The following is a 23,472-nucleotide window of genomic DNA, read 5'->3' on the forward strand; positions in this document are numbered from 1 at the left end:
CAAAAACGCATGGGATGACAACGGATGTCAGTGAGGCTTTGTTGGTTGAGCCGCAGGCACAAGCTTGTTTGACTGATAAAAATCAGTTTGCTGTTGAGCGGTAATAAGTTGCAGCTGCTGACTGATTTGATGATGCAACTCAAAATGCCGGCTCAGGCGGGATAAAGCCAGATGGTTTTTCTGCTGTTGCGATTGCGGCGGCTGCCATGGGTTTAAACCGATTTTGGCCGCCAAACGCGGGTTATTTTCTAATAAATTCATTGTGATATGTTGTGGCCCCGCCACTAAATCTACATTGCCGTAATGTAATAACGCCAGTGCCTGCTCCAGATTGGGTACCTGTTTCACTTTTACCTGATGTTGTTGTAATAACTGAATAAAATCAGGGTGATAATGACGATCAGCGGCCAGGGCAATTTTTTTGCCATTCAGTGCGGCCAGGTTGCGCACTGGGTTTTGCTGATGCCGGCTAAACAGGGCATCCGGCCTGGCGTTATCAAAAGGCAGCAACAACATAAACTGCTCCCGCTGTGCCGACCACAACAAACCAGTCATCAGATCGGTTTTGCCTTGTTGCATCAGTTTCAGGCAGCGGGCACTTGGGGTTGGCGGGCTGAATTTCAGGGTAAAACCACTTTGTCTGGCCAATTGTTGCATCAAATCGACCACAGGCCCTGTGGGTTGTTGTGAGCCAGTATAAATCTGGCGTGGTGGCAAATGATCCAGACACCACTCAAGTTCGGGTTGCTTGGCTTGTGCGGCCGGCCACAGCAGCAGAGAAAACAGGCTCAGATTTATCAGGCAACGGAAAAAGGGCATGCTGTGCTCCTGTTGGTCGCTGACAACTCAAGTTACAACACAACCTGCGGGGTTTAACGGTTTTGCAGTGGTTCGTTATCGCTGACCAGATATTGTTTGCCACCATCCGGCAGCTGATACAGCCGGTTGACTGTACCGTCATCTTTCATTAAAGCCACGGCCTGTTCTATCTGGTCTTTTAAGTATAAGTACTTACTTTTTCTGGAAAAACCAATATTGATATATCTGGGCGTACCAAACCTAAACGTTAAGGCAGCTTTTCTGAACTGATAATGTAAAGCAGGGTTATTACGGATCACTTCCAGCGAACTCTGGGTGGGCACTATCAGACCATCAACCCGGCCCTTACGCAGCAGTTCAAAACCCGCTTCGATACTGTCGACCTCAATATGTTGCTCTTTCTGGTTTTTAATCAACGCCATCAGGGTTGGGTTGTAAATATAGTTGCGCACTGTCACCAGGATCAGCGGGCTGAGCTGGCTGATTTGATCAATCAAACGCAAATCGTTTTTGCGCAAATACAAAGACTCGGGGATGGTTTCGTTATAGGGAAACAAATGCATCAGCTGGTTGCGTTCTTCGGTGAAGTTCAGATTGATCATTAAATCTGCCTCACCTGTACTCATCTGACGAAAACAGCGGGCTATCGGCGTTTTGGGGCTGTAACTGAGCTCAAAACCCACTCTGTTGGCCAATTCCTGCATCACGGCCACTGAGGGGCCTGTTGGCAGGCCGCGGCCCTGAAACTCGTGAAAACGCGGGAAATGGTCAAGGCACCAGTGTAATACCGGTTTTTTTACCACAGACTCTGCCGCCGCAGGTTGCAGCAAGGTGCTCATCTGTGATATCAGCAAAAACAAGGCCAGCGTGGTTTTTTGCATCAAACTCTGTCCTGCCGGCACAGCGCTTGGGCTGTGCCTGTATTGTCGTTGTTGCGGCGAACCAGCAGCAAGGCAGACGGAATTTAGTTGGTTGACGGCACTTCCATCACGCCGTCGATTTCAATTTGTGCACCGCGCGGTAAAGCGCTGACTTGTACTGCAGCCCTTGCCGGGTAAGGGGCGGTAAAATGCCGTGCCATAATTTCATTCACAGTGGCAAATTTGCTTAAGTCGGTCAGGAAAATATTCACTTTCACCATGTCGTTTATACTGCCACCAGCAGCCTGGCACACGGCGCTCAGGTTCTGAAACACCTGTTCTGCCTGTTCGGCAAAATCTTCCGACACCATTTGCATGCTGGCGGGCACCAAAGGAATTTGGCCGGATAAATACACTGTGGTGCCGATTTTGACCGCCTGGCTGTAAGTACCGATAGCGGCAGGGGCTTTATCAGTGCTGATAATCACTTTTGACATAACTGTTATTTCCTTCGATAAACTTTCAGCACATCCGGTGTCACCCGGATTTTGCGCATCACATTGGCCAGATGCACCCGGTCGCGAACCGACAAGGTGATTTTGATCACATAGTCGCCGGTGTCACGATCGTCAGTGGATAAGTCCTGAATATTAGAGTCGAGGCTGGCAATGACGGTCGTCAGTTTTGCCAGCATGCCTTGTTTGTTCACAATAAAAACCCGGATATCACAGAGAAATTGTTTATCTCCGGTTTTATCCCAGCGCACCGGGAAATATTTACCCGGTTCTTTTTCCCAGCCGCGGATATTGCGGCATTCAGAGCGGTGTACGTTTAATCCTTTGCCCGGTGAAGCACTGGCGGCAATCGGATCTCCCGGAATAGGGCGGCAACATTTGGCAAAGGTGGTGAGCATACCTTCAGAACCGACAATAAAAGCTTTGGGTTTGGCCGGCAGCACTTCATCCACTGTATTACTTTCGTCAAATTCGCCGAGTAAACGGCGGGCAACTGCTATCGGCAACTGGTTGCCCAGGCCAATGTCGATAAAAAGTTCGTCCAGGGTTTTTTGTTTGCTGTTTTGCAGCACCTGTTCAATACGTTCGCTGGCAATAGATTCCAGCGGTACTTCACCAAGCGCCGAAGTCAGCAGCCTTTTACCCAGCGCAATAGCTTCGCTTTGTTCTTGTTTTTTCAGGAAATTGCGGATGCCCATAATGGCGCGGCTGGTGACCACATAGTTCAGCCAGTTGGCATTGGGTTTGCCTCCGGGGCTGGTAATTATTTCAACGGTCTGGCCGGTTTCCAGCGCTTTGGTCAGGGGGTAAGGTTTGCGGTCTACCCGTACACCAACACATTTATTGCCAATGTCGGTATGCACGGCATACGCAAAATCAACGGCGTTGGCGCCAATTGGCAGTTCAACAATTTTGCCTTTAGGGGTAAACACATAAAGCTCATCCGGGTAAAGCTCAGACTTGACGTTTTCCACAAATTCATAGGTGTTGCCGGCACTTTGCTGAATTTCCAGCAAACTTTGCATCCAGCGTCTGGCGCGGATTTGTGCTGTGGTGTCGCCTTGTTCACCGGATTTTTTATACATCCAGTGTGCGGCAATGCCGTTGTCGGCCATCTCATCCATTTCGCGGGTACGCATCTGAATTTCCACCGGAATACCATGTGGGCCAACCAGAGAAGTGTGCAGCGACTGATAACCGTTTTGTTTGGGAATGGCGATGTAGTCTTTAAAACGGATTTCGATAGGCTTATACAGATTATGCACTACACCCAGCACGCGGTAGCAGGAGTCGACACTGTCAACCAGCACTCTAAAGCCATAAATGTCCATCACATCGTTGAACATCAGCTCTTTACTTTTCATCTTACGGTAGATGCTGTACAGATGTTTTTCCCGGCCCGACACTTCGGCCTGAATGCCGGCATTGCGGATGCGTGATTCTATTTCATTCTGAATTTTTTCAATCACTTCGCGCCTGTTGCCACGCGCTTGTTTTACCGCAGTTTCCAAAGCGCGGTAACGCATTGGGTATAAAGCACGAAAACCCCAGTTTTCCAGTTCGTTTTTAATATTGTGAATACCGAGCCGGTTGGCGATAGGGGCGTACAGTTCCAAAGTTTCTTTGGCAATACGGCGGCGTTTTTCCGGTTTTAACGCGCCTATGGTGCGCATATTGTGTGTGCGGTCAGCCAGTTTGATCAGGATAACGCGGATGTCCTGCGTCATCGCCATAAACATTTTTTGCAGGTTAGTGACTTCAAACTCTTTGATATCTTTAAATTTTACTTTATCGAGTTTGGATACACCCTGCACCAGTTCGGCCACTGTCTCGCCAAAACGCTCTGCTAAGTCTTCTCTGCTGTATTCGGTGTCTTCAATCACATCGTGTAACAGCGCAGCCATCAGGGTTTCATGGTCCATCCGCATATCGGCCAGAATGCTGGTGACTGCCACCGGATGGGTAATATAAGGTTCACCACTGGAGCGGGTTTGCGGGGCGTGCGCGTCCCTAGCCAGCACATAAGCCTGTTGCACCAGGGCAACCTGTTCTGGCGGCAAATACGCACTGATCTGTTGTTTCAGACCTTCAAATAAATACACTGCACTAAGCTCCATATCGGGGCATCACGCCGATCCCCGCTATCTGCTTAAAATATACGTGGATTTTTCCGGCTTGCCAACGGGAGAAACAGCGGCTTGTGTGAAAGAATAACAAGGGGATTCAGAAAAATAACGCCCCGGCATTAAGGCTGCCGGGGCCTTTGCTTCTGCTGGTTGCAGAAGGCTTAAGTGTGATTACTCGTTACCGATGATAGCGGCAACGGCAGCCATTTCTGACGCTTCCTGTTGCAGCTGGTCACGACGTTCTTGCTGATCAAGGATGTCGGCGGTGATAAAACCTTTTTCGATTTCACGTAAGGCAACAACTGTTGATTTATCGTTTTCGATCTCAACCATGGCTTCTTTGCCTTCAACTGATAATTGGCGGGCGCGACGCGCTGCAACCAGGATCAGATCAAAACGGTTACCAATTTTATTTACTGCATCTTCAACTGTTACGCGAGCCATTTACCACTCCGGTATTCAAATTCTGACAAGACCGCATAGTCTACGCTATTTCGGTTAATTCGCCAACAGGTCCGTCAGCAATGTCTGCTGCCGTTGCTGTTGTTTTGGCAAAGTTAAACGGTGACTCAGCACCACATGTTGCAGGTCGGCAAGGCATTGCTGAAAATCGTCGTTCACCAGCACATAGTCGTATTCCACCACATGGCTGATTTCACTTTTGGCCTGCTGCATGCGTTTTTGAATCACTTCCTGTGAATCCTGCCCCCGTTGATTTAACCGTCTTTCTAATTCAGCCACGCTGGGCGGCAGAATAAAAATGCTGCGCACCGAAGGCACCTGCGCTTTGATTTGTCGTGCACCTTGCCAGTCGATATCAAGAAAAACATCGCGGCCTTGCGCCAGCACCTGCTCAATAGCACGGCGGGAAGTGCCATAATAATTGCCGAATACTTCAGCCCATTCCAGAAATTCACCTTGCTCAATCAGCGCTTTAAATTCATCAACACGAGTGAAGTGATAATGCACACCGTCGGTTTCGCCAGGCCTTGGCGCACGGGTGGTATGAGAAACACTTAATTGCATATCGGCGTGCTGGCCTAATAACGCATGGATTAAACTGGACTTGCCGGCGCCACTTGGCGCCGACAGAATAAAAAGGTTGCCTGGTAAATGCTGCATAACAATGCCTGAGCTAACGGGAAAGGTTGAATTTTACGTCTGTGTTGCCAAGGCTGCAAACTTTTAACCAGAGTGCTGATGTTGCGGCCAAAGCCGCTACAAGATCCGTCACAGTAACCACAGCATTGGCTGTCTGGGCCTTTGGGCCACCTAGCGTTTTTTTGGTGTTGCTTTGATCGACAAAGTTAATTTGAACCTGGCCATTGGCTCATCACCATGCAATGAAGGACAGGTAATGTTGACGCTGACTGTTTTGTTAATACGTTGACCACTTTGCAGTGACTCATCAATCATGGCATCTATTAAAGCGCCGTCATCACTGGTAAACCAGACTTCAGCTTCCGGTCGTTTTAAAAACTCTCCATGTACATCTTTAAAGGCAAAATTAGCGTTGACGCCGCGCGCCTTGGCTTTACTGAATACCAGAAAAGCACCGGCTAAATCTGCTCCAATGGCCAGAGCACCAAAATAAATACTGCCTAAATGGTTTTTGGTGCGCCAGCCGTGCGGGATACTAACAGTCAGGCTCTGTTCGCTGATCTGACGGATTTTTGGGGCGCAAAAACCAATCAGCGGAATATAACGCCAGCCGAACCACCAGAGTTCACGGTTTGCCTGTTTTAAGTTGATGGTCATCACGCTGTGTTCTCCGCTCACCAGGTTGCCTTATTGCAACTGGTCGGAGCTTATCATTGCGTTCGCTGGTCAGACAAGATCTGCAGACGTTGTTGCTGCCACAGGGCTTCAAAACGTTGTTGGGCTTTTTGTCGGTTATTCACACATTCAACAATCTGAGCTGTTTGCTGCACACCAAAGCAGGATCTGGGCTCCTGATAATATCTGAGCCATTCCGTCAGTTGCCGGCCCTGATAAGGAGCCCTGACTTCAACAGCTGAAGCAAAAAACTTGCGTGCAGATATAGTGGCGTCTGCAGCTATGTCGCTGGCGTATTCATAAGGTTTTCTTTTTACAGGGAAAATTCTATTTTTAGTACCAGGGGCAGGGCTGGCGATAGGTTTGACACAATGGTGATAAATCTGTTGTGCCAGGCTTTGTTCCGCAGCTTTGAGTGCATCGGCGTTTTTTAAACTATAACCCCGCCTTTGTGTGTCTCTGTTGTCGTCTAACTCCTGCTGCATCTGAAGGCATTGTTGTTGATTAAACTGCTCTACAGCCGGAATATTGGCGACAAAACACAGTATTAACACCAATAAACCAGCCTGTCCTGTAATAAGTACTGCGGTTGATGTATTCATCACGGCTCCTTGTGACATTTTGGTGAAAAACGAGTAATAAAAATAGCTGAAATAACTGTTTGTCTATACAGTTTTGTTTCTCTTTTATCAGGTTAAAATGCCTGCTGTGAATAACAACATGAAGCGAAAAGAAAAATTTTATAGCTTGTTTTAGGAAAATTTTATTTGTCAGAAAAATATCAAATAGTCGTGTTGTTTTCTGCTGCTTCAGACCTTTTACACCGCAGATCCAAATCAAAAAAAGCCGTTATTTTTGATGAACAGGCCGGTGCGAGCATAGCTGAAATGATGCCATCAGCCGAACAGACCGCTATTTATTCCGAAGCTGACATTGTGGTGCCAGGATGATGATCACTGAGTGGTTGTAATAAGTGCTGCAGTTCATATTCAAGGTAATCAGCCAAAGCCAGCCAATCCTTGCGTTGTTGGCATGCCAAACATTGGCTCAGAATATATTGTAAGTTTTGCACCTGCTGTACGTCTGATGTCGGAAAAAGGCTGAGCAGGTGATTGACCATAGTGGCCATTTCCAAAGCGGCCTGGGTGTTTTTCCCAAGACGAAATTGCAGCGCCAGCTGTTTTGCCTGCTGTTGGCAGCCGTGAAGTGTTGGCGTCATCTGCAGTACTCCGGATGATAATGGGTGCCTTCAATGACAGCACCGGCTTTGGACATGTTGTAAAAAGTGATGGTCGGATGGCGCTGGATATAACGCTCCAGACCAATCAGATAGGTCATAAAGTTAGGCAAAGTGGGCACTTTTTCACCATAAGCGTTCATGACCCATTCGCTGGCTTGCTGATAAGGAATACCAATTTCGCCATCCTGCCAGCTGGCATGGGTTTTTTGGTGGCTAAATGCAAAATCAGCACCAAACAACAGCACTTCACGGGCCCCCATTTGGACTGCAAGATCGACGGCCGGATGGATCACACTGCCGTGCATAAAAAGCCGCGCTGCGCTGAGTTGATCGCGAAGGGAGGCAAACATCTGCGTCTCATTCATCGCTACATAACGCTCACCGGGAAAATCCGCCAGAATTTCAGCACTGGTGATGGGGAAATACACCAGTCTACAGCTGGCCGGCAATTCGGCCACCGGTAAGTGGCGGGCGCTGATCAGATAATCCACTGTAACCACAATATCAGGCACTATCTGATGCGCTAATAAAGCTTTAACTGCAGTGTCGACACAAATCAATAAAGGAGGAACTGGCTGAGTACGACATTGTTGCAGCAACCCATAATGTTGCTCCAGCGATGGCCCGGCGGCAATCACAAAAGCCTGTTGTCCTGTACTCATAGTCCGGAACAACTGTTGCACCTGTTTATCCTGTTGCCAATAACATTGGTTCTGTTGCAGACGGGGCAGTAAAGGCGCAGTGTTTTCTGCCAGCCGCAGGCTGACATTACCCACTTCCAGTTCACTGCAAAGGCGCTGGCGGATTTTCTGACTAAAATCACTGGCCAGCTCCAGTTCGGATGGCAATACCACATAAGGAGGCTGTAGTTCTTTGTCCTCACCTGCCAGGCTTAATTGCACCCTTGGGTCGCTCAGCCAGCTGCGTTGGTCCAGCAACTGCAAAACCAGACTAAACAGCGATTCGTTCAGAATTTTCACCTTGAGTGTATTCAGCTCGCGTCTGCTTAGTAACTCATGCTGCAAGTCACCCAGCCCTGTACCATAAAGAGTCACCACCGGCTGCTGTTGAACCTGTGCTGCCTGTTGCTGCGCTTCAAGAGCACGGTTATGCCGGCTGGTCAGCTGAATACCATTGACTGACAAAGTTGACTCTGCACCTTCGGCCAGCGCTAAGGTCAGTTCAGTGGCTTTTTCTGCCATAGTGTCCAGTTGCGACGCCAGCACCGGCCAACGTTGACGGATCACAGTGATATTCTGCTGATAGCAGTCGTTCATCAGGTTTTCTCTGTTTTAACGCCGGAAGACTCAGAGTTAAATTAGGGCCGGCAGCAGTTATTTTTGTGTTGGCTAAAGTGTGCAACAACGTGCTTTCACAGTGCAGCTGTCGCGGAAAAGATAACCGATCTGAACTTGATAAGTGAAAGTTGTTTTTTGTTTAATGACTAAGATATTGATATTAAAAAACTTTTCATTCGTATTTTGAGTGGAGTTAAAAGCACCGCAAAAAAATTCAAAAAATAAATTTCAGTTTCTGCTGGCAGTTGTCGCTCTAAGTTTATGAGCATCATTTCAGGAGAACTCAAAATGGCTTTATCAATTCAATCAAATGCAGCAGCAACAGTTATCCGTAATCAGTTAAATCGTACCAACGACGGTCTGGCAGTTGCTTTAGAACGTTTAGGTACTGGTTTCCGTATCAATTCAGCAAAAGATGACGCTGCCGGCTTGCAAATTGCAACCCGTCTGGCTGCCCAGGTTGTCGGTCAGGAAACTGCCATGAGCAATGCTGCCAACGCCAATGCGATGTTAAAAACCGCAGAAGGTGCTTTTGATGAAATGACCAATATTGCTTACCGTATGAAAGAGCTGGCAACTCAGGGTGCCAACGGTACCAATGCCACAGGTGAATATACAGCTCTGGGCAATGAGTTCACTGCATTAAATGACGAATTAACCAACATTATGACCAACACCTCTTTTGGTGCCGGTACTATATTGCTTAGCGGTGGTAAACTGGCTGCAGCAGTGACCTTCCAGATCGGTGCTTCTGCCGCAGAAACTCTGGATGTGGATATTTCTACTGAAATTGGTGATGTAGACACTGCTATTGCTGGCTTCACCGGTTTAGCGGATCAAGCCGATTCATCGACCACCATGGGTGAAATTGATGACCTGATTACCGCAATTGGTGCTGCCCGAGCCGCTTTGGGTGCGTCCATGAACCGTTTGGATCACACCATCAATAACCTGAGCAATATGTCTGAAAACACCAGTACAGCAAAAAGCTTGCTGATGGATGCCGACTTTGCCCGTGAAACATCTAATATGACCAAACAACAACTGCTGATGAATTCAGGTATTTCTGTATTGACTACAGCCAATACCACCACACAAATGGTTGCTCAGCTGTTACGTTAAGAGGTTGACTGGGAGCCGGCTTTATCGCTGGCTCTCATTTTTTGCAGGAATTCAACATGGCATTCTCCAGTATAGATCCAGCCTATCTTGCTCAGCAGTACACACAGATTGAACGGGCCGGTAAAGATGGCGTGCTCAAGGCGCAACAAAACAGGTTTTCGAGCTTGCTGGCATCTTATAAAAAACTGGAAACTTCACTTGGTTCCATGCGCGATCTGCTGACAAGTTTTACCACCAACAATGAATTATTGAGCAATGCCGCCACCAGCAGTGCTGACACAGTACTGGGTGTTACGGCCGGCAGCAAGGCAATAGCCGGAAATTATGAAATTTTTGTGCAGCAACTGGCGCAGAATCATCAGCTTTCTCTGAATTTTAACAGTACCGATACCTTACCCACAGATGGTCAGCTGGAGCTGACAATAGCGGGCAATTCTTTTGCCGTAAATCTGGCAGCATTGCCAGCGGGTTCAGGCATATCTGCACTTGCCAATGCGATTAATAATGCCGCTGATAATTCTGGTGTGCAGGCCACAGTGATGCGCAGCGGTGCCTTGTCTTATTTAGTGTTGACCAGTAAAGAATCAGGTGCTGCTAATACTATCAGTTTAAATTTTGTGCCTGGTGTTGATAACTCTGGTGCCGATATCAGTGGTGCAGTGGCGGCAGCTACTGAACTCAAAACAGCGCAGGATGCCATTATCAAGGTTGGTGCGCAGAATCCCATTACTGTAACCTCAAGCAGCAACACCCTGACGGATGTGATTGAGGGGGTAACGCTTGATTTAAAGCAAGCACAGGCGTTGGCCGATCAACCTGTCAAAATCAGTATTTCGCAGGATCCAAAAGCGGTCGAAGAAAAACTGAAAAAGTTTGTTGAAAGTTACAATGCATTGTTAAAGCAGATAGGGTCAGACACTTCGTTAAACACCGACAGTATGGCAAGAAGCATCGCCAATCAGTTGCGTCAGTCATTCCAGAAATTATACGAAGGTACGCCTTTATTGGAGATTGGTATTAAATTTGATAGAAGCGGTGTGTTGTCTATCGACAGCACAAAAATGCAAAAAGCATTGGCGAGTGACCCTGCTAAAATCGAAAAAATGCTGGTGTCTGATACGGGATTGTTCAGCGGTATACAAGATCGACTGGAGCCATATACTAAGCGTTTTGGTCTCATGAGGGACAAACAACAAACCTTGCAGGCCAGTTTGGACTTGGTGACCACAAAACAAAAACGGCACGATTATTCAATGGAGCTGGTTTACAAAAGATACCTGGCACAATTTACCCAGATGCAGGTAACCATAGCGCAGTTGGAAAGCTCCATGGCGAACTTTGGATAACAGAGGTTTTTATGTTGGATTTTGCACAAGGCTATCAGGCGTATCAGAACACTAATGTGAATGCAAAGGCTTCAGGTGCTGATATTCACAGTCTGGTACTGATGTTATTTGATGGTTTTTTAGATGAACTTGCCCGGGTCGAAGGCCATATTCAGGCCAACCGTTATGATAAAAAAGCCCAGAGTGTTGAAAAACTGCTGAAAATTCTGGGTGGGCTGGACGCTTCGCTGGACCTGGAAAAGGGCGGTGAAGTTGCAGTTAATATGCATAATTTATATGAGTTCTGTGGCCAGGAAATTTTAAAAGCCAGTTTAAAAAACAGCGTTGATGCCTTAGCACCGGTGAAAACCGTGATGACCGATTTGCAACAAGGCTGGCAAGGGTTATTAGCACGCAGCTGACAGGCTGCTGTGATCAATCAAACAAAAGTAAAAAGCCGGGGGAGCCCCCGGTTTTTTATTGGCCATTTTTTATTTAACCAAAAGCCGGGACAACTTGTCTTTCATGGGGGGAAATGGCGGCTGAGGTTCCGCTATTGCGGAAGTTTCTCTTCCTCTTTTTATGGGGTAATGCTAGTAAATTCCTTTTGATTCAAAGGCTTGAATTGTGGAATGTTTGTTGCTTTGGGTTTGGGTTCCATGGCAACAGGTCGCATCATGTCAAAAGCATCCAGTCAGGCAGCCAGCCAACTGCAGCAGATACAACAGCTGCTGAAGCAATTACAGCAAGCGATGGAGGCAGCGCAGTGGCTGCAGGTGCAGGCGTGTGACCGGCAAATCGGTGCTATGGTGCAGCAGTTGCGTGAGCAAGGGCCGGATGCACGAACACAAGCCGCAATTGACACTTTAAAACTGCATTATCAGCAGCTCATTCAATATGCCAGGCAGCAGCAACAGGAGCTGGAGCAAAAAATGAAAGCATTTAATGACAATAAAGCTGGGGTATTGGCTTACCAGCAAACCACTGAGAGCAGACGTTGATGTTGCCATTGACCAATCCCACAAAAAGTCAGGCGACGGGCAATCTGCTGTCTACGACGTCAGTGTTACCCGGAAAGATTGCTGCAACGGCACAAGAACAGAGTGGCGAACAGCAAACTGCCGCATTGCTGGATTTAAGCGTGTTGCTGGAGCAACCTTACCCTGAAGATGCGCCGCAAGAAGCTGTCGCTTCGTTGTTATCACAAGAGACTGAGATGCCGCTTACAGACCTGACTCAGGCTGGAGGTGCACAAACGGGCTCAGCAACACCGGCGCAACAACTATTTCAGAGTCAACAAACGGCAATATTGGCGGCCGGTTATAGCCAGAGTCAGCCATTGCTGCCGCATACTTTTATTCACCAGGCAATGTTAGCTGCCTCCCCACAGATCACGTCAACAGCTGAGTTTGGCCGGGCCACGCCTGTGAATATGCCGTTGCCGGCAGCGCTCATTCAAGGCAGTGCTGTTATACCTGAAGTTCTGGGTCAATCTCTGGCGCAAAACGGAACCTTGCCGTCAGCACAAATTTCACAACCTGGTTTGCAGTCCGGCTCGTCGCTACCAGCGGCAGTGGCAGCCAGTCTGACAATGCAGGCGCCTGCACAGGCGGTGAGCGCCGCTGTAGTGGCTGCCGCTTTAACCCCCTTAACGTCACCTCTGCCGGTCGCAGCTTTAGGGCAGATGGAAGGTGGGCAGCAGCCAAGCATGGCAACGGTAGCAACTGGCAACACCAGGGGGGCGGAAGACAACACAGCTGCAGTACAGCGGTTGTTGTCCGCTGAAAAATCCCAAACGGCAATTCTGGGTGCAAGTGCTAGCAGCAGGTCTTCGCAGCTGTTACCTGCATCACAGTCTGGTGCAGTGTTATCAGCGGCAGCCTTGTCGCTGACAGCGGACAGTGGTGCAGCGGTTCTGGTGCAGTCCGCAGGCGGCAATGCCCCGGTCAATTCACCCCATCAATGGCAATCCGAGCCGATGCCTTCGGATCCTGCCCGCTTTGGTCAGAAGCTGGTGGCACTGTTGAGTGACAAGGTGGATATTCAGCTGGGGCTTGGAGTGAACAGAGCCATGATCAGACTGGACCCGCCGGCCCTTGGCAGTATTGATCTGTCGCTTCAGTTTGAAGGCGAAAAGCTAACAGTGCTGCTTAATAGCAGCAATGGTCCGTTAAAGGAAGCAATGCAACAAGGCCTGGAGCAGCTGCGAGCCAACCTGCAGCTGAAGTTAGGTGCGGACACGCTGATTGAACTTCGGATGGGGGCGGACAACCAGTCGCAACAACAGCGTGAACGTCAGACGCAGCTGACAGATGAAATCGCAGCTAATATTGCCGGTGTAGAACAAATAGAAAGCCCTGATGCTGTGGCAGCAGTCACGACCGGGCTGGTGAATCAATTGGTGTAATGCCAGAAAGCACAGAGGATAAACAGATGCAAAAATTGGTGTGGCTGCTGTTAACGCTGTTAGTGGGTGGTGCTGCCGGTGCTTATTATTGGTTTCAGACCAATTTTAATCAGCAACAAGCTGAAGTTTTAAGTGTTCAGCCGCTGTTTCATCCGATGGAAAAGTTTGTGATGAGTGTGGCAAGTGACCCAAATTCCAGATATCTGGTGCTGGAATTAACGCTGGTCAGCCACAAAGCCAGCACCATTGAAGCGTTAAAAGAAGCTACCCCTTTATTGCGTAATGTGCTGGTGGAGCATTTTGCCACTACCAGTCATATGGAAGTGAAGGTGGCGATGCAGCAAGTGGCCAAGGTGCAGGACGAATTGCTGGAGAAGTTTAATAAAGCCCTGGCTGACAACAAGTACGAGCATCAACTCGATAAAGTCTTGATCACGAATATGTTTATTCAGTAGGGCAATCCATGTTGGCAGAGCATCAATGGTCAGACGCAGAGCTGCAATGCAATGGCACTCAGGCCGTCAGCAATGAAAATGAGTTGCTGCAGAAGTACAGCATGCTGGTCAAACGTGCTGCAGCGCACCTGCGCAGTTTGTCCGGTGCTATGGTCGACTCTGACGATTTGCTACAGGTTGGTTTATTGGGTTTGTTATCTGCCATTCGCCGTTATGGGCGTGAACCTGATGAGTATTTTGAGGCTTATGCGTTTAAAAGAGTGCGCGGTGCCATGCTGGATGAATTCAGACGCACCGACTGGCGGGCCCGGCAACAGCGCCAGCAGGCGCATCAGTTCCGGGATGCCAGCCGTGACTTGATGCGTCAACTTGGCAGATTCCCCACCCATGAAGAACTGAGTCAGCATCTGGGAATTGATAATGTCAGGCTGCACGAGCTGATGTATCTGGATCAGGCCGAGTCGATGGAAAGTCTGGATGCTCTGCTGGAGCAACAGCAGCATGCGGTGCTGGGGGAAACCTCGCTGAGTGCGCTTGAAGTCAAAATGTCGCTGAAGCAGGCGATGGCTGATCTGCCGGAGCGTAACAAGTTGCTGCTGCATCTTTACTACAGCCATGAGCTGAATATGAAAGAAATTGCTTTGGTACTGGAGCTGACTGAATCCAGGGTCTGCCAGTTGCACAAGCAGTCGATTGAAATGCTGAATAAAAAACTGTCACAGTGGTAACAGAGTAGGGCTAAGGCAATGCAAAGAATAGTTGGATTAATAGTGGTGTTGGCGGCTGTCATCGGTGGTTTTATGATAGCCGGCGGCAACCCAGCCATGTTGTGGCAACCTGCTGAATTTGTTGTTATTTTTGGTGCTGCTATCGGCGCTTTAATTATCGGCAACAGCAAATATGTACTCAAAGACATGATACAGCAAATTAAAGCGCAGTTTGTGGCGCAACCCGATCAGGCGCAGTTATATAAAGAATTGCTGCTGCTGATGTATCAGCTGCTTGAAACCATTCGCAGCAAAGGTTTCCGTGAACTGGAAGATCATGTCGAAAACCCGGAAACCAGCTCCATTTTTATCTCTTATCCTGCTGTTCTGGCCAATCCTGATTTATTGATGTTCGTTTGTGACAACCTAAGGTTGATCAGCATGACCAAAAGTTCGCCACACGATTTAGACGCCACGCTGGAGCAGGAAATTATCCATATTGAAGATCAGCATCTAAAGCCCAGCCACTCTTTACATACCATTGCTGAAGCGATGCCGGGCTTTGGTATTTTGGCAGCGGTTGGCGGCATTATTATTACCATGCAGCATCTGGACGGCCCGCTCACCAGCATTGGTTATCACGTAGCAGCGGCGCTGGTGGGAACCTTTATTGGTATTTTTGGCTGTTATTGTCTGTTCGAACCGCTGAGCACGGCAATGGAATCCTACGTGAAAAAGAAAATTGCGGTGCTTGAGTGTGTGCGCGCCATGCTGGTGGCGCATATGAAAGGTCATGTGGCTGTAATTGCAACAGATTGTGGCCGTAAATTGATTAATGAAGAGATTAAACCGTCCTTTACCGAGATGGAAAACTGGATCAACAACAAGGCGGCCTGATGAACGAAACCACACCAGTGATAATCCGCCGCTCCGGGCGGCGCGGTCAGGAAGAAAAAAGCAGTGGTGCCTGGAAAGTGGCATTTGCTGACTTTACGCTGGCAATGATGGCTTTTTTTATGGTGTTGTGGATCCTCGAAGTATCTACAGTAAAAGAGCGGGTCAAAGTGGCCACTTTCATGCGCACTCAGTCTATTCTGGGCGGCCATACCGACCCATTTGATACGGTGAACAGCCCTTATCCGGTCGACCTTGGCGGTTCGCCGTCACCAGTGGAAAAAGAGGTTTCAGACAACGAGCTGCCGCAAAATTATATTGCCGGTATGTCGGCACATCTGGAAGTGCCGGAAGGCAAAAGGGAACCTTCAGCCGGTATGGGCGATAAACTCAGCTCTTTAATCAGCGGCCAATATGAAACTCCCGCCGATTTAAGTACTCTGGCCCAGGCTTTTCGCGAGTTTGCTGAGACTAACAAAGCCGACGCCAACCTGATGGTGGAGCAAATACCGGCCGGCCTTAGGGTCATTATCCGTGACAGTGAAAACCGCCAGATGTTTATGCGCGGTCAGGTGCAGATGACGCCCTATTTTGAAGATTTGCTGCTGAAGTTAGGCCCGGTATTCGGCAAAATTCAGAACAAATTGTTGTTATCAGGCCACACTGACGCTACCAGTTTTAATAGTAGTCAGTACAGTAACTGGGAGTTGTCCGGCGATCGTGCATTACAGGCCCGCCAGGTGTTAGCTGCAGGCGGTATGCCGCCGGAGCGGATAGCGCAGGTCAGCGCCTTTGCCGAAACGATGCTGCTGAATAAAGCCGCGCCCGGTGCCAGCGAAAACCGTCGTATTGAATTGTTGATCCTCACCAAAAAAGCTGAACAACAGCTGCTTGACATGTTCTCCACTGAAAACAAAAACAATGCACTGGATGAAGCAGCTGAGGCCGCCCGCAAAAACGAGCCTGTGCTCAGAACTAAATCTTAGGAATGTTATGCCGTATTTACGCCAGCAAGGTGGCCGTCAGTTTTATCGTTGGTATTTTTATGACCCGGCGCAGTCACTGGAATTCCAGACCAAAGGTATTTCCGTGCGTTTGCTCAGGTCATCCTGGTTTGGCGGTGACATAGGTTTGGCCGTGGTAAAAGACATGAGTATTGGCGGTTGTGGTTTGTTGGTGCCCACCCTCGATCAGGTCCCGGACAAGTTCTGGGTGATGTATGACAATGATATTAAAGTAAAAGCTTTGGTACGGTATCGCAAAAAGGTCAATGACAAGCTAGAGTTTCTTGGATTGCAGTGGCTCGGCAAAGATTATGCGGTGAGGCTCAAATTACTGCGCAGACTGCGCCGTATGGCTTTTATGCAAAAACATGATCACTTCCGTTTGGTTGCCAGTGCGTCCCGATAGCCTTTATGCAAAACAGGTATGTTAAATCTGATGAGTAGTCATAAACCGCAACTAACAAAGCTGCTCAAAGGCGAGCAAGCGTCGGTTTTGCAGCCTTACGCTCTGACGGCACAGCAGCGGCATTTTGAAACCGCCAGTTCTGTAGCCCGCAGCCGGCTGACCGATTATGGCAATGCATTGCAGGCCGAATTAGGCCGGATGCTCAGAGATGTTGAGTTCAGCCTGGATGTTAATCTGTGTAGCAGCGTGGGTCTGGAGCAATGGCTGGCTGAACCTGGTGTGTTATTGCTTGATTCAACCTTGCCGCTGGAAACAGACTTATTGTGTTATATGTCGATCGATTTTCAGGCGGTGCACAACATGTCCGATTTGTTTTTGGGGGGCAGGCTCAGTGAAGAGCAGGTTTTGGTTGAAAAAGCAGAACTGAGTAGTTCAGAGCTGCGCATTAGTTGCCGTTTGCTGCAAAAACAAATGCAGGTGCTGATGCAGTCGTTGTTTAACCAGCATTTGCCATTGTCGGCTTTTGTTTACAAACAGCAGCTGCAGTTTGAACCTTATGCTTATATGCCATTTAAAGTACGTTTTATCCTCGACAATACGGTGGTCAGCTGGTTTATCTGGTTGCCGGTGGAATTGTTCCTGGCCGACAGCATCAGCTCTCCAGTCCAGGACACCGCGTTAGTGCCTGGTCCGGTGTTAACGGAATGGGAGCAGGTTCCGGTCAGGGCTCAGATTGAAATGGCGCGCAAACAAGTCAGGGTGCAGCAACTCGAAAACTGGTTGCAAGGCGAGGTGTTGCCGCTTGAGTTATTCACCCAAATGCCATTTCGGCTTGGCAAACAAAGCTTGTTTTATGGTGTGGTGGCCGAAGAAGGCAACCAATTAATGTTTCAAGTCAGCACTATTGCAGAGAATAAATAATGAGTGAAACGCAAAACAACAATACTAATCCCTTGGCCGAGCTCGATATGCTGGAAATGGATGATTTATTTGGTGATGGGCAGGGCACAAAAAGTGCGCCTGCCGGAAGCGGGATCTCCCGTTTTATGGACGTGCCGCTGACAGTGACCCTGGAAGTATCCAGTGCCGAAGTGACATTGGGTGAATTGTCCAAGGCACAGGCCGGAGATGTGCTGGCGCTGGAGAAAACTGTGGGTGAACCGCTGGATGTGAAGGTCAACGGTGTGCTGTTTGCCAAGGCCGAAGTGGTAATGGTGAACGGCAAATACGGCCTGAAGTTTGTCAGCGGTGCAAAAGAGCCGACTGCGAATGGCTAAACACTGGCTGCTGTTGGCATTACTGCTGTTATTGCCTTTTGGGCTTTCGGCAGAAGATTTAACTTTATTGTCGGTTAAAGACAGCGAGTCGGGGCAGGATTACAGCGTCAAGCTGCAGATTGTATTGTTGATGACGGTACTGAGCCTGTTGCCCGGTATTGTGCTGATGATGACGTCCTTCACCCGCATTATTATTGTGCTGGCGATTTTACGCCAGGCGCTTGGACTGGCACAAAGCCCGCCCAACCGTATTTTAATCAGCATAGCGCTGATGCTGAGTTTGTTAATTATGCGGCCGGTATGGCAAGACATTTACCAAAATGCGGTAAAACCTTATCAGGCCGATACCATGACACTGGAGCAGGCTATTGCCAGGGCGGAAATTCCGGTGCGGCAGTTTATGTTGGCACAGGTGCGGGAAAACGAACTGCATCAGGTGTTAAAAATTGCCAGAGAACCCACTACGATGGCGGCGGCCGATGTGCCTTTTGATGTGTTACTACCTGCTTTTGTACTCAGTGAACTGACCACCGCCTTTCAGATTGGTTTTATGTTGTTTATTCCTTTTTTGATCATCGACTTAGTAGTGGCCAGTGTGTTGATGTCGATGGGGATGATGATGTTGTCGCCTTTGATTATCAGCCTACCCTTTAAACTGATGATTTTTGTATTGGCCGATGGCTGGTCTATGGTGGCAGGCACCTTATCGGCCACCTTTGGAGCAGCACCATGAACACCGGCATGGCGGTCGAGCTGGTCAGTAACGCCATTTTTATGATTATTGAAATCCTGCTGGTGTTGATAGTGCCGGGTTTATTGCTCGGCATTGTTGTTGCGATATTTCAGGCGGCAACTTCTATTCAGGAACAAACTTTGACCTTTTTGCCGCGGATGTTAATAACCCTGCTGATGGTGGTATTTGCCGGGCATTGGATGATCCAGAAACTGCTGGATTTATTTGCCGGGCTCAGTCAGATGATCCCTGGAGCTATTGGGTGAATGCGCTGCTGAATCTGACCAGCGATCAACTGATGGTCTGGTTTGGCACTATCTGGTGGCCTTTTATCCGACTGGCGGCTTTTTTCTGGATTTTGCCTGTGTATGACAACCCTGCAGTGGCGCCCAGAGCCAAGGTGATGACGGCGCTGTTTTTAAGTTTTTTATTGTCTTCTTATGTGGAAGTAGTGCCTGTTGACCCTTTTTCGGTGGAAGGGGCCATTGTGACCGGTGAGCAAATTCTGTTTGCGCTGATCATGGCTGCGGCAGTGCGGATATTGTTTGATGTGCTGGCGCTGGTGGGTTTAACCATTTCGATGCAAATGGGCTTGTCGATGGCGATGATGATGGACCCGGGCAGTGGTGATCAGGTGTCCGTACTCAGTCAGTTGTTTTGGGTGATGACAGTACTACTGTTTTTTGCTTTTGATGGTCATTTAATTTCGTTGCAGCTGATGGTCGATAGTTTCACTTTATGGCCTGTTGGCAGCAGTTTGTATCAACTGGATTTACCGGCGCTGATATCGCTGTTTGGCTGGATGTTGGGAGCCACTTTAACAGTGGCTTTGCCTGCCATTATTGCCATGTTGCTGGTGAACTTAACCTTTGGTGTGGCCAGCCGCTCTGCGCCCAGTATGAATTTATTTGCGCTTGGTTTTCCTATGGCACTGCTGCTTGGTTTTGTTTGTGTTTATCTGACGTTGTATCAGATGGGGAACCATTTTTTTAGTCTGGCCGAATATGTTTTTGCCCTGATGCGTCGGGCTATGGGTTAACAATGGCAGAAAATACCGGTCAGACCAAGTCGGAACAACCCACCGAACAACGTAAACGAAAATCCAGAAAGGAAGGCCAGGTTGCACGCTCCAAAGAGCTGAATACAGCGCTGGTGGTGCTGATGGGCAGTGCCGCTATGTTGTGGTTTGCCGACTTGTTTATGGAGTTGTTTCTGAAGCTCGCTGAAAGCAGCTGGCAGCTGGACAAAGACGCACTGAAACAAGGTGACTTAATGACGGGTTCGCTCGCGAATGCCTTTCTTAAGATGCTCAGCGCCGGTTTGCCGTTTTTCAGTACCTTGTTTATTGGCAGCTGGATTGGTGGCATTTTTCCGGGAGGCATGAATTTTTCGCGAAAACTGCTGGGGCCCAAGTTCAGTAATTTAAATCCAATTGCGGGTTTTGGCCGCATGTTTGGCTCCGAGAGTTTGGTTGAACTGGCTAAGTCGGTTGTCAAAGTGGTGCTGTTGGGGGGTTGTCTTTGGGGGCTGTTGAGCCATCTGGCTGAGCGTTTAATGTTTTTACAACGGATGGATTTTAGCATTGCAGCCAGAGAGGGGCTGGAGCTGGTGTCTTTTAGCCTGATGGTGATGGCGATAGCGTTAATTCTGGTTGCTGTGATTGATGTACCCTATCAGCAATATAAAGTCAGCAGCAAGCTGAAAATGACCAAACAGGAAGTTAAAGATGAACGCAAGTCTACCGAAGGCAATCCCGAGATTAAAGGCCGGATCCGGCAAATACAGTACCAGATTGCCAGCCGCCGTATCGACGATAAGGTGCCTACTGCAGACGTGATTATTACCAATCCAAGCCACTATGCGGTGGCGATTAAATATTCAGAAAAAAAAGCCAAGGCACCTTATGTGGTGGCCAAAGGGGTAGACCAGATAGCGCTGCGGATCCGCGAAGTGGCACGTCAACATCAACTGGAAATTCTTGAACTGCCGCCACTGGCACGGGCCATTTATTTTTCCACCAGGGTTGATCAGGAAGTGCCACGGGGCTTGTACACAGCAGTGGCCTATGTGCTGACCTATGTGATGCAATTAAAAGCTTATAAACAAGGCCGTGGTTACAAGCCGGCACCACTGCCCGAACTCTCCATACCGGCCAGCCTGCTAAAGCGGGCTAATGAACGAGGAAATCTATCTTGAACTGGCGTACTTTGTCGCAACCTTACACCGCTATTCCTGTGTTGCTGCTGGCTGTGTTGGCCATGGTGGTTTTGCCGCTGCCTGGCTGGTTACTGGATATCCTATTCACTTTTAACATTGTATTGTCGATTGTGGTGCTGCTGGTGGCGGTGTCAGCCAAAAAACCGCTGGATTTTTCCGTGTTTCCTACTGTGTTACTGGTGGCAACACTGATGCGGCTGACGCTGAACGTTGCGTCTACCCGGGTGGTGTTACTGAATGGCCACGAAGGTACAGATGTGGCTGGCCGGGTTATTCAGGCTTTTGGTGAGGTAGTGATCGGCGGCAACTATGTGGTCGGTATTGTTGTTTTTGTCATCCTGATGGTGGTGAATTTTGTTGTAATCACCAAAGGTGGTGAGCGTATTTCCGAAGTGTCCGCCCGCTTCACCCTGGATGCCATGCCCGGCAAACAGATGGCCATTGATGCTGATTTAAACTCCGGGCTGATAGCGCCGGAGCAAGCGAAAGAGCGCCGGGCCGTGATTGCCAAAGAGGCGGATTTTTACGGTTCGATGGACGGTGCCTCCAAGTTTGTCCGGGGGGATGCCATTGCCGGTCTGGTGATCCTGATCATCAACCTGTTGGGTGGTGTTGCCATCGGCGTGTTTATGCACAGTTTAAGTTTGGGAGAAGCCTTCCAGCGTTATGCGCTCTTGACCATAGGTGATGGTTTGGTAGCACAAATTCCCTCGCTGCTGATGTCGGTGGCGGCAGCTATTATCGTCACCCGGATGAATGACGAAGGCGAAATGTCAGATGAGGTTGGCCGGCAACTATTGGCTGAACCCAGGGTGCTGTTAACCGCTGGCTCAGTGATGACGGTACTGGGGCTGGTGCCCGGTATGCCAACCGCTGCCTTTTTAGGTTTTGCCGCGCCTTTATTGTTTGCCGCCTGGCGCATGCAGCAAAAACTGGTACGGGAAAATTATACCGAGGTGGAAACCCTGACTGAAAAAATCAGCCAGGCGCCTGTGCCACTTGGCTGGGAGGATATTCCTTATACCGACAGGTTGTCGGTTGAACTGGGATTCAGGCTGGTGTATTTGGCTGATAAAACCCAGGGCGAAGCGCTGTTACAAACCCTGCGTGGTGTGCGCAAAACCCTGTCGGAAGGGGCTGGTTTTTTGTTGCCTGAAGTGCGGGTGCGCGACAGTCTGAAACTCAATCCGCAGGAGTATCAAATCAAACTGGCGGGTGTGGCTGTAGGCGGTGGCAGGTTAAAACCCCAAAAGTTGCTGGCGCTGAACACGGGTGACACTTACGGTCAGATGGACGGTGAAGTGGCAAAAGATCCGGCTTATGGCCTGGATGCAGTCTGGGTAGAGCCTGAAGAAAAAGCCAAAGCGCTGAATCTGGGTTATTCGGTGGTGGACACTGCCACTGTGATCGCCACTCATGTTGGCAAAGTGGTAAAAGAAAATCTGGCTGAGCTTTTTATGTTTGAAGACATTAAACAGCTGAATAAAAGATTGGCGCAGGTGTCACCTACTTTGGCTGAAAATCTGGATAAAGTCCTGAGCGCCAATCTGCAGTTAAAAGTGTTCCGACTGCTGCTGAAAGAGCAAGTGGCGTTAACCGATGTGGTGACTATAGCCACGGCGCTGGTCGATAGTGCCGAAATGACCAAAGATCCGATATTGCTGGTGTCTGATGTGCGCTGTGCGCTGCAAAGAGCCTTGATGCAGCAAGTACTGGGTTCGAATGAAGAACTGGCGGCTTTTAGTCTGGATGAAAAGCTGGAACAAACCTTACAGAGTGCTCTGAATCAGGCGATGCAATCGGGCAAAGTTGCGCTGGACAGCTTTCCGGTGGCTCCCAATCTGCTGAGTCAGTTCCAGCAGGCTATGCCGCAGGTCAAAGAAAAAATGCAGCGGCTTGGCTATCAGCCGGTGCTGGTGGTATTACCACAGTTGCGGCCGCTATTAGCCCGTTATGCCAGAACCTTTACCCAGGGCAGTCTGGTGGTGTTGTCTTATAATGAAATTCCGGAAACGGTACGGGTGAATATTTTGGGCACTTTGGGATGAAGCGACCAAACTACGAAAAACTTTAATTTAAGATTTGCATTTAGTCGCTAAAAAATGTGCATTCGTCGCATTCTGTAAAACAAATTGCTGGAGCATTTTAAAAAAATCGTGGTATATTGCCAAGGTACTTTATTAAAAGCTAATGATGTAATTTGCTGATATAGGTACAAAATCTGGTGCTTTAACCATGTTAGGTAGTAAACAATAGTTTCTAACTGATTGAAATTTAGGTTAAAGAATAAC

27 protein-coding genes are annotated in these 23,472 nt (G+C 48.7%); 17 read left to right on the forward strand and 10 right to left on the reverse strand.

Annotated features, from left to right (window positions below; genetic code table 11):
- Positions 1-27 precede the first annotated feature (27 nt).
- The 10 genes from V7P87_RS13140 to V7P87_RS13185 all read right to left on the reverse strand — a co-directional run bounded on the left by V7P87_RS13140 (position 28) and on the right by V7P87_RS13185 (position 8,613).
- Positions 28-819: a transporter substrate-binding domain-containing protein gene (locus V7P87_RS13140; protein WP_333797839.1), complete on the reverse strand. Its 792-nt coding sequence runs from the start codon at positions 817-819 to the stop codon at positions 28-30.
- A 53-nt stretch (positions 820-872) separates the two neighbouring features.
- On the reverse strand, positions 873-1,700 hold the full coding sequence (locus tag V7P87_RS13145) for a substrate-binding periplasmic protein (RefSeq protein ID WP_333797840.1): 828 nt from the start codon (positions 1,698-1,700) through the stop codon (positions 873-875).
- A gap of 83 nt (positions 1,701-1,783) precedes the next feature.
- Positions 1,784-2,176: a RidA family protein gene (locus tag V7P87_RS13150; protein ID WP_260656948.1), complete on the reverse strand. Its 393-nt coding sequence runs from the start codon at positions 2,174-2,176 to the stop codon at positions 1,784-1,786.
- Between the two features lie 5 nt (positions 2,177-2,181).
- Complete coding sequence (gene spoT / locus V7P87_RS13155) at positions 2,182-4,296, reverse strand: bifunctional GTP diphosphokinase/guanosine-3',5'-bis pyrophosphate 3'-pyrophosphohydrolase (RefSeq protein WP_260656949.1); 2,115 nt, start codon at positions 4,294-4,296, stop codon at positions 2,182-2,184.
- A gap of 195 nt (positions 4,297-4,491) precedes the next feature.
- Positions 4,492-4,764, reverse strand: coding sequence for a DNA-directed RNA polymerase subunit omega (rpoZ, locus tag V7P87_RS13160; protein WP_260656950.1), 273 nt, complete (start codon positions 4,762-4,764; stop codon positions 4,492-4,494).
- A gap of 54 nt (positions 4,765-4,818) precedes the next feature.
- Positions 4,819-5,442 carry a guanylate kinase gene (gmk, locus tag V7P87_RS13165; protein ID WP_333797841.1) on the reverse strand — a complete coding sequence of 208 codons (624 nt, stop codon included), beginning with the start codon at positions 5,440-5,442 and terminating at the stop codon, positions 4,819-4,821.
- A gap of 150 nt (positions 5,443-5,592) precedes the next feature.
- Positions 5,593-6,099 carry a DUF4442 domain-containing protein gene (locus V7P87_RS13170; RefSeq protein ID WP_333797842.1) on the reverse strand — a complete coding sequence of 169 codons (507 nt, stop codon included), beginning with the start codon at positions 6,097-6,099 and terminating at the stop codon, positions 5,593-5,595.
- Positions 6,100-6,131: 32 nt separating this feature from the next.
- Positions 6,132-6,698 (reverse strand): hypothetical protein, encoded by a 567-nt coding sequence (locus V7P87_RS13175; RefSeq protein ID WP_333797843.1) that lies wholly within the window; start codon positions 6,696-6,698, stop codon positions 6,132-6,134.
- A gap of 314 nt (positions 6,699-7,012) precedes the next feature.
- Positions 7,013-7,315 (reverse strand): hypothetical protein, encoded by a 303-nt coding sequence (locus V7P87_RS13180; protein ID WP_333797844.1) that lies wholly within the window; start codon positions 7,313-7,315, stop codon positions 7,013-7,015.
- Positions 7,312-8,613: a motility associated factor glycosyltransferase family protein gene (locus V7P87_RS13185; protein ID WP_333797845.1), complete on the reverse strand. Its 1,302-nt coding sequence runs from the start codon at positions 8,611-8,613 to the stop codon at positions 7,312-7,314. Before V7P87_RS13185 ends, V7P87_RS13180 begins: the two co-directional genes overlap by 4 nt.
- Before the next feature lie 309 nt (positions 8,614-8,922).
- On the opposite strand from V7P87_RS13185, the gene V7P87_RS13190 reads away from it, so the two are divergent.
- The 17 genes from V7P87_RS13190 to flhA all read left to right on the forward strand — a co-directional run bounded on the left by V7P87_RS13190 (position 8,923) and on the right by flhA (position 23,229).
- Positions 8,923-9,756, forward strand: a complete 834-nt coding sequence (locus V7P87_RS13190; protein WP_333797846.1) for a flagellin N-terminal helical domain-containing protein — start codon at positions 8,923-8,925, stop codon at positions 9,754-9,756.
- A 56-nt stretch (positions 9,757-9,812) separates the two neighbouring features.
- Entirely contained in the window at positions 9,813-11,102 is a 1,290-nt protein-coding gene (fliD, locus tag V7P87_RS13195) for a flagellar filament capping protein FliD (protein WP_333797847.1), read from the forward strand.
- 11 nt (positions 11,103-11,113) lie between these two features.
- Positions 11,114-11,503, forward strand: a complete 390-nt coding sequence (fliS, locus tag V7P87_RS13200) for a flagellar export chaperone FliS (protein WP_260656958.1) — start codon at positions 11,114-11,116, stop codon at positions 11,501-11,503.
- Between the two features lie 255 nt (positions 11,504-11,758).
- Positions 11,759-12,082: a hypothetical protein gene (locus tag V7P87_RS13205; protein ID WP_333797848.1), complete on the forward strand. Its 324-nt coding sequence runs from the start codon at positions 11,759-11,761 to the stop codon at positions 12,080-12,082.
- The gene (locus V7P87_RS13210; RefSeq protein WP_333797849.1) at positions 12,082-13,488 is read left to right on the forward strand and encodes a flagellar hook-length control protein FliK; all 1,407 of its coding nucleotides are present in this window, start codon (positions 12,082-12,084) and stop codon (positions 13,486-13,488) included. Before V7P87_RS13205 ends, V7P87_RS13210 begins: the two co-directional genes overlap by 1 nt.
- Before the next feature lie 26 nt (positions 13,489-13,514).
- Positions 13,515-13,943, forward strand: a complete 429-nt coding sequence (locus tag V7P87_RS13215) for a flagellar basal body-associated FliL family protein (RefSeq protein WP_333797850.1) — start codon at positions 13,515-13,517, stop codon at positions 13,941-13,943.
- 8 nt (positions 13,944-13,951) lie between these two features.
- Positions 13,952-14,671, forward strand: a complete 720-nt coding sequence (locus tag V7P87_RS13220; RefSeq protein WP_333797851.1) for a FliA/WhiG family RNA polymerase sigma factor — start codon at positions 13,952-13,954, stop codon at positions 14,669-14,671.
- Positions 14,672-14,689: 18 nt separating this feature from the next.
- Entirely contained in the window at positions 14,690-15,547 is an 858-nt protein-coding gene (gene motA / locus V7P87_RS13225; RefSeq protein ID WP_333797852.1) for a flagellar motor stator protein MotA, read from the forward strand.
- Complete coding sequence (locus tag V7P87_RS13230; RefSeq protein WP_333797853.1) at positions 15,547-16,530, forward strand: flagellar motor protein MotB; 984 nt, start codon at positions 15,547-15,549, stop codon at positions 16,528-16,530. Before motA ends, V7P87_RS13230 begins: the two co-directional genes overlap by 1 nt.
- Positions 16,531-16,537: 7 nt before the next feature.
- Positions 16,538-16,954 carry a PilZ domain-containing protein gene (locus tag V7P87_RS13235; protein WP_333797854.1) on the forward strand — a complete coding sequence of 139 codons (417 nt, stop codon included), beginning with the start codon at positions 16,538-16,540 and terminating at the stop codon, positions 16,952-16,954.
- A 30-nt stretch (positions 16,955-16,984) separates the two neighbouring features.
- Positions 16,985-17,875 (forward strand): FliM/FliN family flagellar motor switch protein, encoded by an 891-nt coding sequence (locus V7P87_RS13240; protein ID WP_333797855.1) that lies wholly within the window; start codon positions 16,985-16,987, stop codon positions 17,873-17,875.
- Entirely contained in the window at positions 17,875-18,231 is a 357-nt protein-coding gene (locus V7P87_RS13245; RefSeq protein WP_333797856.1) for a FliM/FliN family flagellar motor switch protein, read from the forward strand. Before V7P87_RS13240 ends, V7P87_RS13245 begins: the two co-directional genes overlap by 1 nt.
- Positions 18,224-18,964 (forward strand): flagellar type III secretion system pore protein FliP, encoded by a 741-nt coding sequence (gene fliP, locus V7P87_RS13250; RefSeq protein WP_333797857.1) that lies wholly within the window; start codon positions 18,224-18,226, stop codon positions 18,962-18,964. The genes V7P87_RS13245 and fliP overlap by 8 nt, the downstream gene beginning before the upstream one ends.
- Positions 18,961-19,230, forward strand: a complete 270-nt coding sequence (locus V7P87_RS13255) for a flagellar biosynthetic protein FliQ (protein WP_333797858.1) — start codon at positions 18,961-18,963, stop codon at positions 19,228-19,230. Before fliP ends, V7P87_RS13255 begins: the two co-directional genes overlap by 4 nt.
- On the forward strand, positions 19,227-20,003 hold the full coding sequence (gene fliR / locus V7P87_RS13260) for a flagellar biosynthetic protein FliR (RefSeq protein ID WP_333797859.1): 777 nt from the start codon (positions 19,227-19,229) through the stop codon (positions 20,001-20,003). The genes V7P87_RS13255 and fliR overlap by 4 nt, the downstream gene beginning before the upstream one ends.
- A gap of 2 nt (positions 20,004-20,005) precedes the next feature.
- Positions 20,006-21,160: a flagellar biosynthesis protein FlhB gene (gene flhB / locus V7P87_RS13265; protein ID WP_333797860.1), complete on the forward strand. Its 1,155-nt coding sequence runs from the start codon at positions 20,006-20,008 to the stop codon at positions 21,158-21,160.
- A complete protein-coding gene (flhA, locus tag V7P87_RS13270) occupies positions 21,157-23,229 on the forward strand; it encodes a flagellar biosynthesis protein FlhA (protein WP_333797861.1) in 2,073 nt (690 codons plus the stop codon). Before flhB ends, flhA begins: the two co-directional genes overlap by 4 nt.
- Positions 23,230-23,472 lie beyond the last annotated feature (243 nt).

Source organism: Rheinheimera sp. (assembly GCF_036782235.1).
Taxonomy (GTDB): Bacteria; Pseudomonadota; Gammaproteobacteria; order Enterobacterales; family Alteromonadaceae; genus Pararheinheimera.

Excerpts from the sequence above, each read along its gene's own strand:
- V7P87_RS13140 (WP_333797839.1), bottom strand. The coding sequence starts at position 819 with ATGCCCTTTTTCCGTTGCCTGATAAATCTGAGCCTGTTTTCTCTGCTG.
- V7P87_RS13175 (WP_333797843.1), bottom strand. The coding sequence starts at position 6,698 with ATGAATACATCAACCGCAGTACTTATTACAGGACAGGCTGGTTTATTG.
- motA (WP_333797852.1), top strand. The coding sequence starts at position 14,690 with ATGCAAAGAATAGTTGGATTAATAGTGGTGTTGGCGGCTGTCATCGGT.
- fliD (WP_333797847.1), top strand. The coding sequence starts at position 9,813 with ATGGCATTCTCCAGTATAGATCCAGCCTATCTTGCTCAGCAGTACACA.
- V7P87_RS13145 (WP_333797840.1), bottom strand. The coding sequence starts at position 1,700 with ATGCAAAAAACCACGCTGGCCTTGTTTTTGCTGATATCACAGATGAGC.
- gmk (WP_333797841.1), bottom strand. The coding sequence starts at position 5,442 with ATGCAGCATTTACCAGGCAACCTTTTTATTCTGTCGGCGCCAAGTGGC.
- fliS (WP_260656958.1), top strand. The coding sequence starts at position 11,114 with ATGTTGGATTTTGCACAAGGCTATCAGGCGTATCAGAACACTAATGTG.
- V7P87_RS13180 (WP_333797844.1), bottom strand. The coding sequence starts at position 7,315 with ATGACGCCAACACTTCACGGCTGCCAACAGCAGGCAAAACAGCTGGCG.
- V7P87_RS13215 (WP_333797850.1), top strand. The coding sequence starts at position 13,515 with ATGCAAAAATTGGTGTGGCTGCTGTTAACGCTGTTAGTGGGTGGTGCT.
- V7P87_RS13190 (WP_333797846.1), top strand. The coding sequence starts at position 8,923 with ATGGCTTTATCAATTCAATCAAATGCAGCAGCAACAGTTATCCGTAAT.
- V7P87_RS13230 (WP_333797853.1), top strand. The coding sequence starts at position 15,547 with ATGAACGAAACCACACCAGTGATAATCCGCCGCTCCGGGCGGCGCGGT.
- flhB (WP_333797860.1), top strand. The coding sequence starts at position 20,006 with ATGGCAGAAAATACCGGTCAGACCAAGTCGGAACAACCCACCGAACAA.
- V7P87_RS13220 (WP_333797851.1), top strand. The coding sequence starts at position 13,952 with ATGTTGGCAGAGCATCAATGGTCAGACGCAGAGCTGCAATGCAATGGC.
- V7P87_RS13150 (WP_260656948.1), bottom strand. The coding sequence starts at position 2,176 with ATGTCAAAAGTGATTATCAGCACTGATAAAGCCCCTGCCGCTATCGGT.
- rpoZ (WP_260656950.1), bottom strand. The coding sequence starts at position 4,764 with ATGGCTCGCGTAACAGTTGAAGATGCAGTAAATAAAATTGGTAACCGT.
- V7P87_RS13255 (WP_333797858.1), top strand. The coding sequence starts at position 18,961 with ATGAACACCGGCATGGCGGTCGAGCTGGTCAGTAACGCCATTTTTATG.
- V7P87_RS13185 (WP_333797845.1), bottom strand. The coding sequence starts at position 8,613 with ATGAACGACTGCTATCAGCAGAATATCACTGTGATCCGTCAACGTTGG.
- V7P87_RS13235 (WP_333797854.1), top strand. The coding sequence starts at position 16,538 with ATGCCGTATTTACGCCAGCAAGGTGGCCGTCAGTTTTATCGTTGGTAT.
- V7P87_RS13210 (WP_333797849.1), top strand. The coding sequence starts at position 12,082 with ATGTTGCCATTGACCAATCCCACAAAAAGTCAGGCGACGGGCAATCTG.
- V7P87_RS13245 (WP_333797856.1), top strand. The coding sequence starts at position 17,875 with ATGAGTGAAACGCAAAACAACAATACTAATCCCTTGGCCGAGCTCGAT.
- V7P87_RS13205 (WP_333797848.1), top strand. The coding sequence starts at position 11,759 with ATGTCAAAAGCATCCAGTCAGGCAGCCAGCCAACTGCAGCAGATACAA.
- V7P87_RS13240 (WP_333797855.1), top strand. The coding sequence starts at position 16,985 with ATGAGTAGTCATAAACCGCAACTAACAAAGCTGCTCAAAGGCGAGCAA.
- fliP (WP_333797857.1), top strand. The coding sequence starts at position 18,224 with ATGGCTAAACACTGGCTGCTGTTGGCATTACTGCTGTTATTGCCTTTT.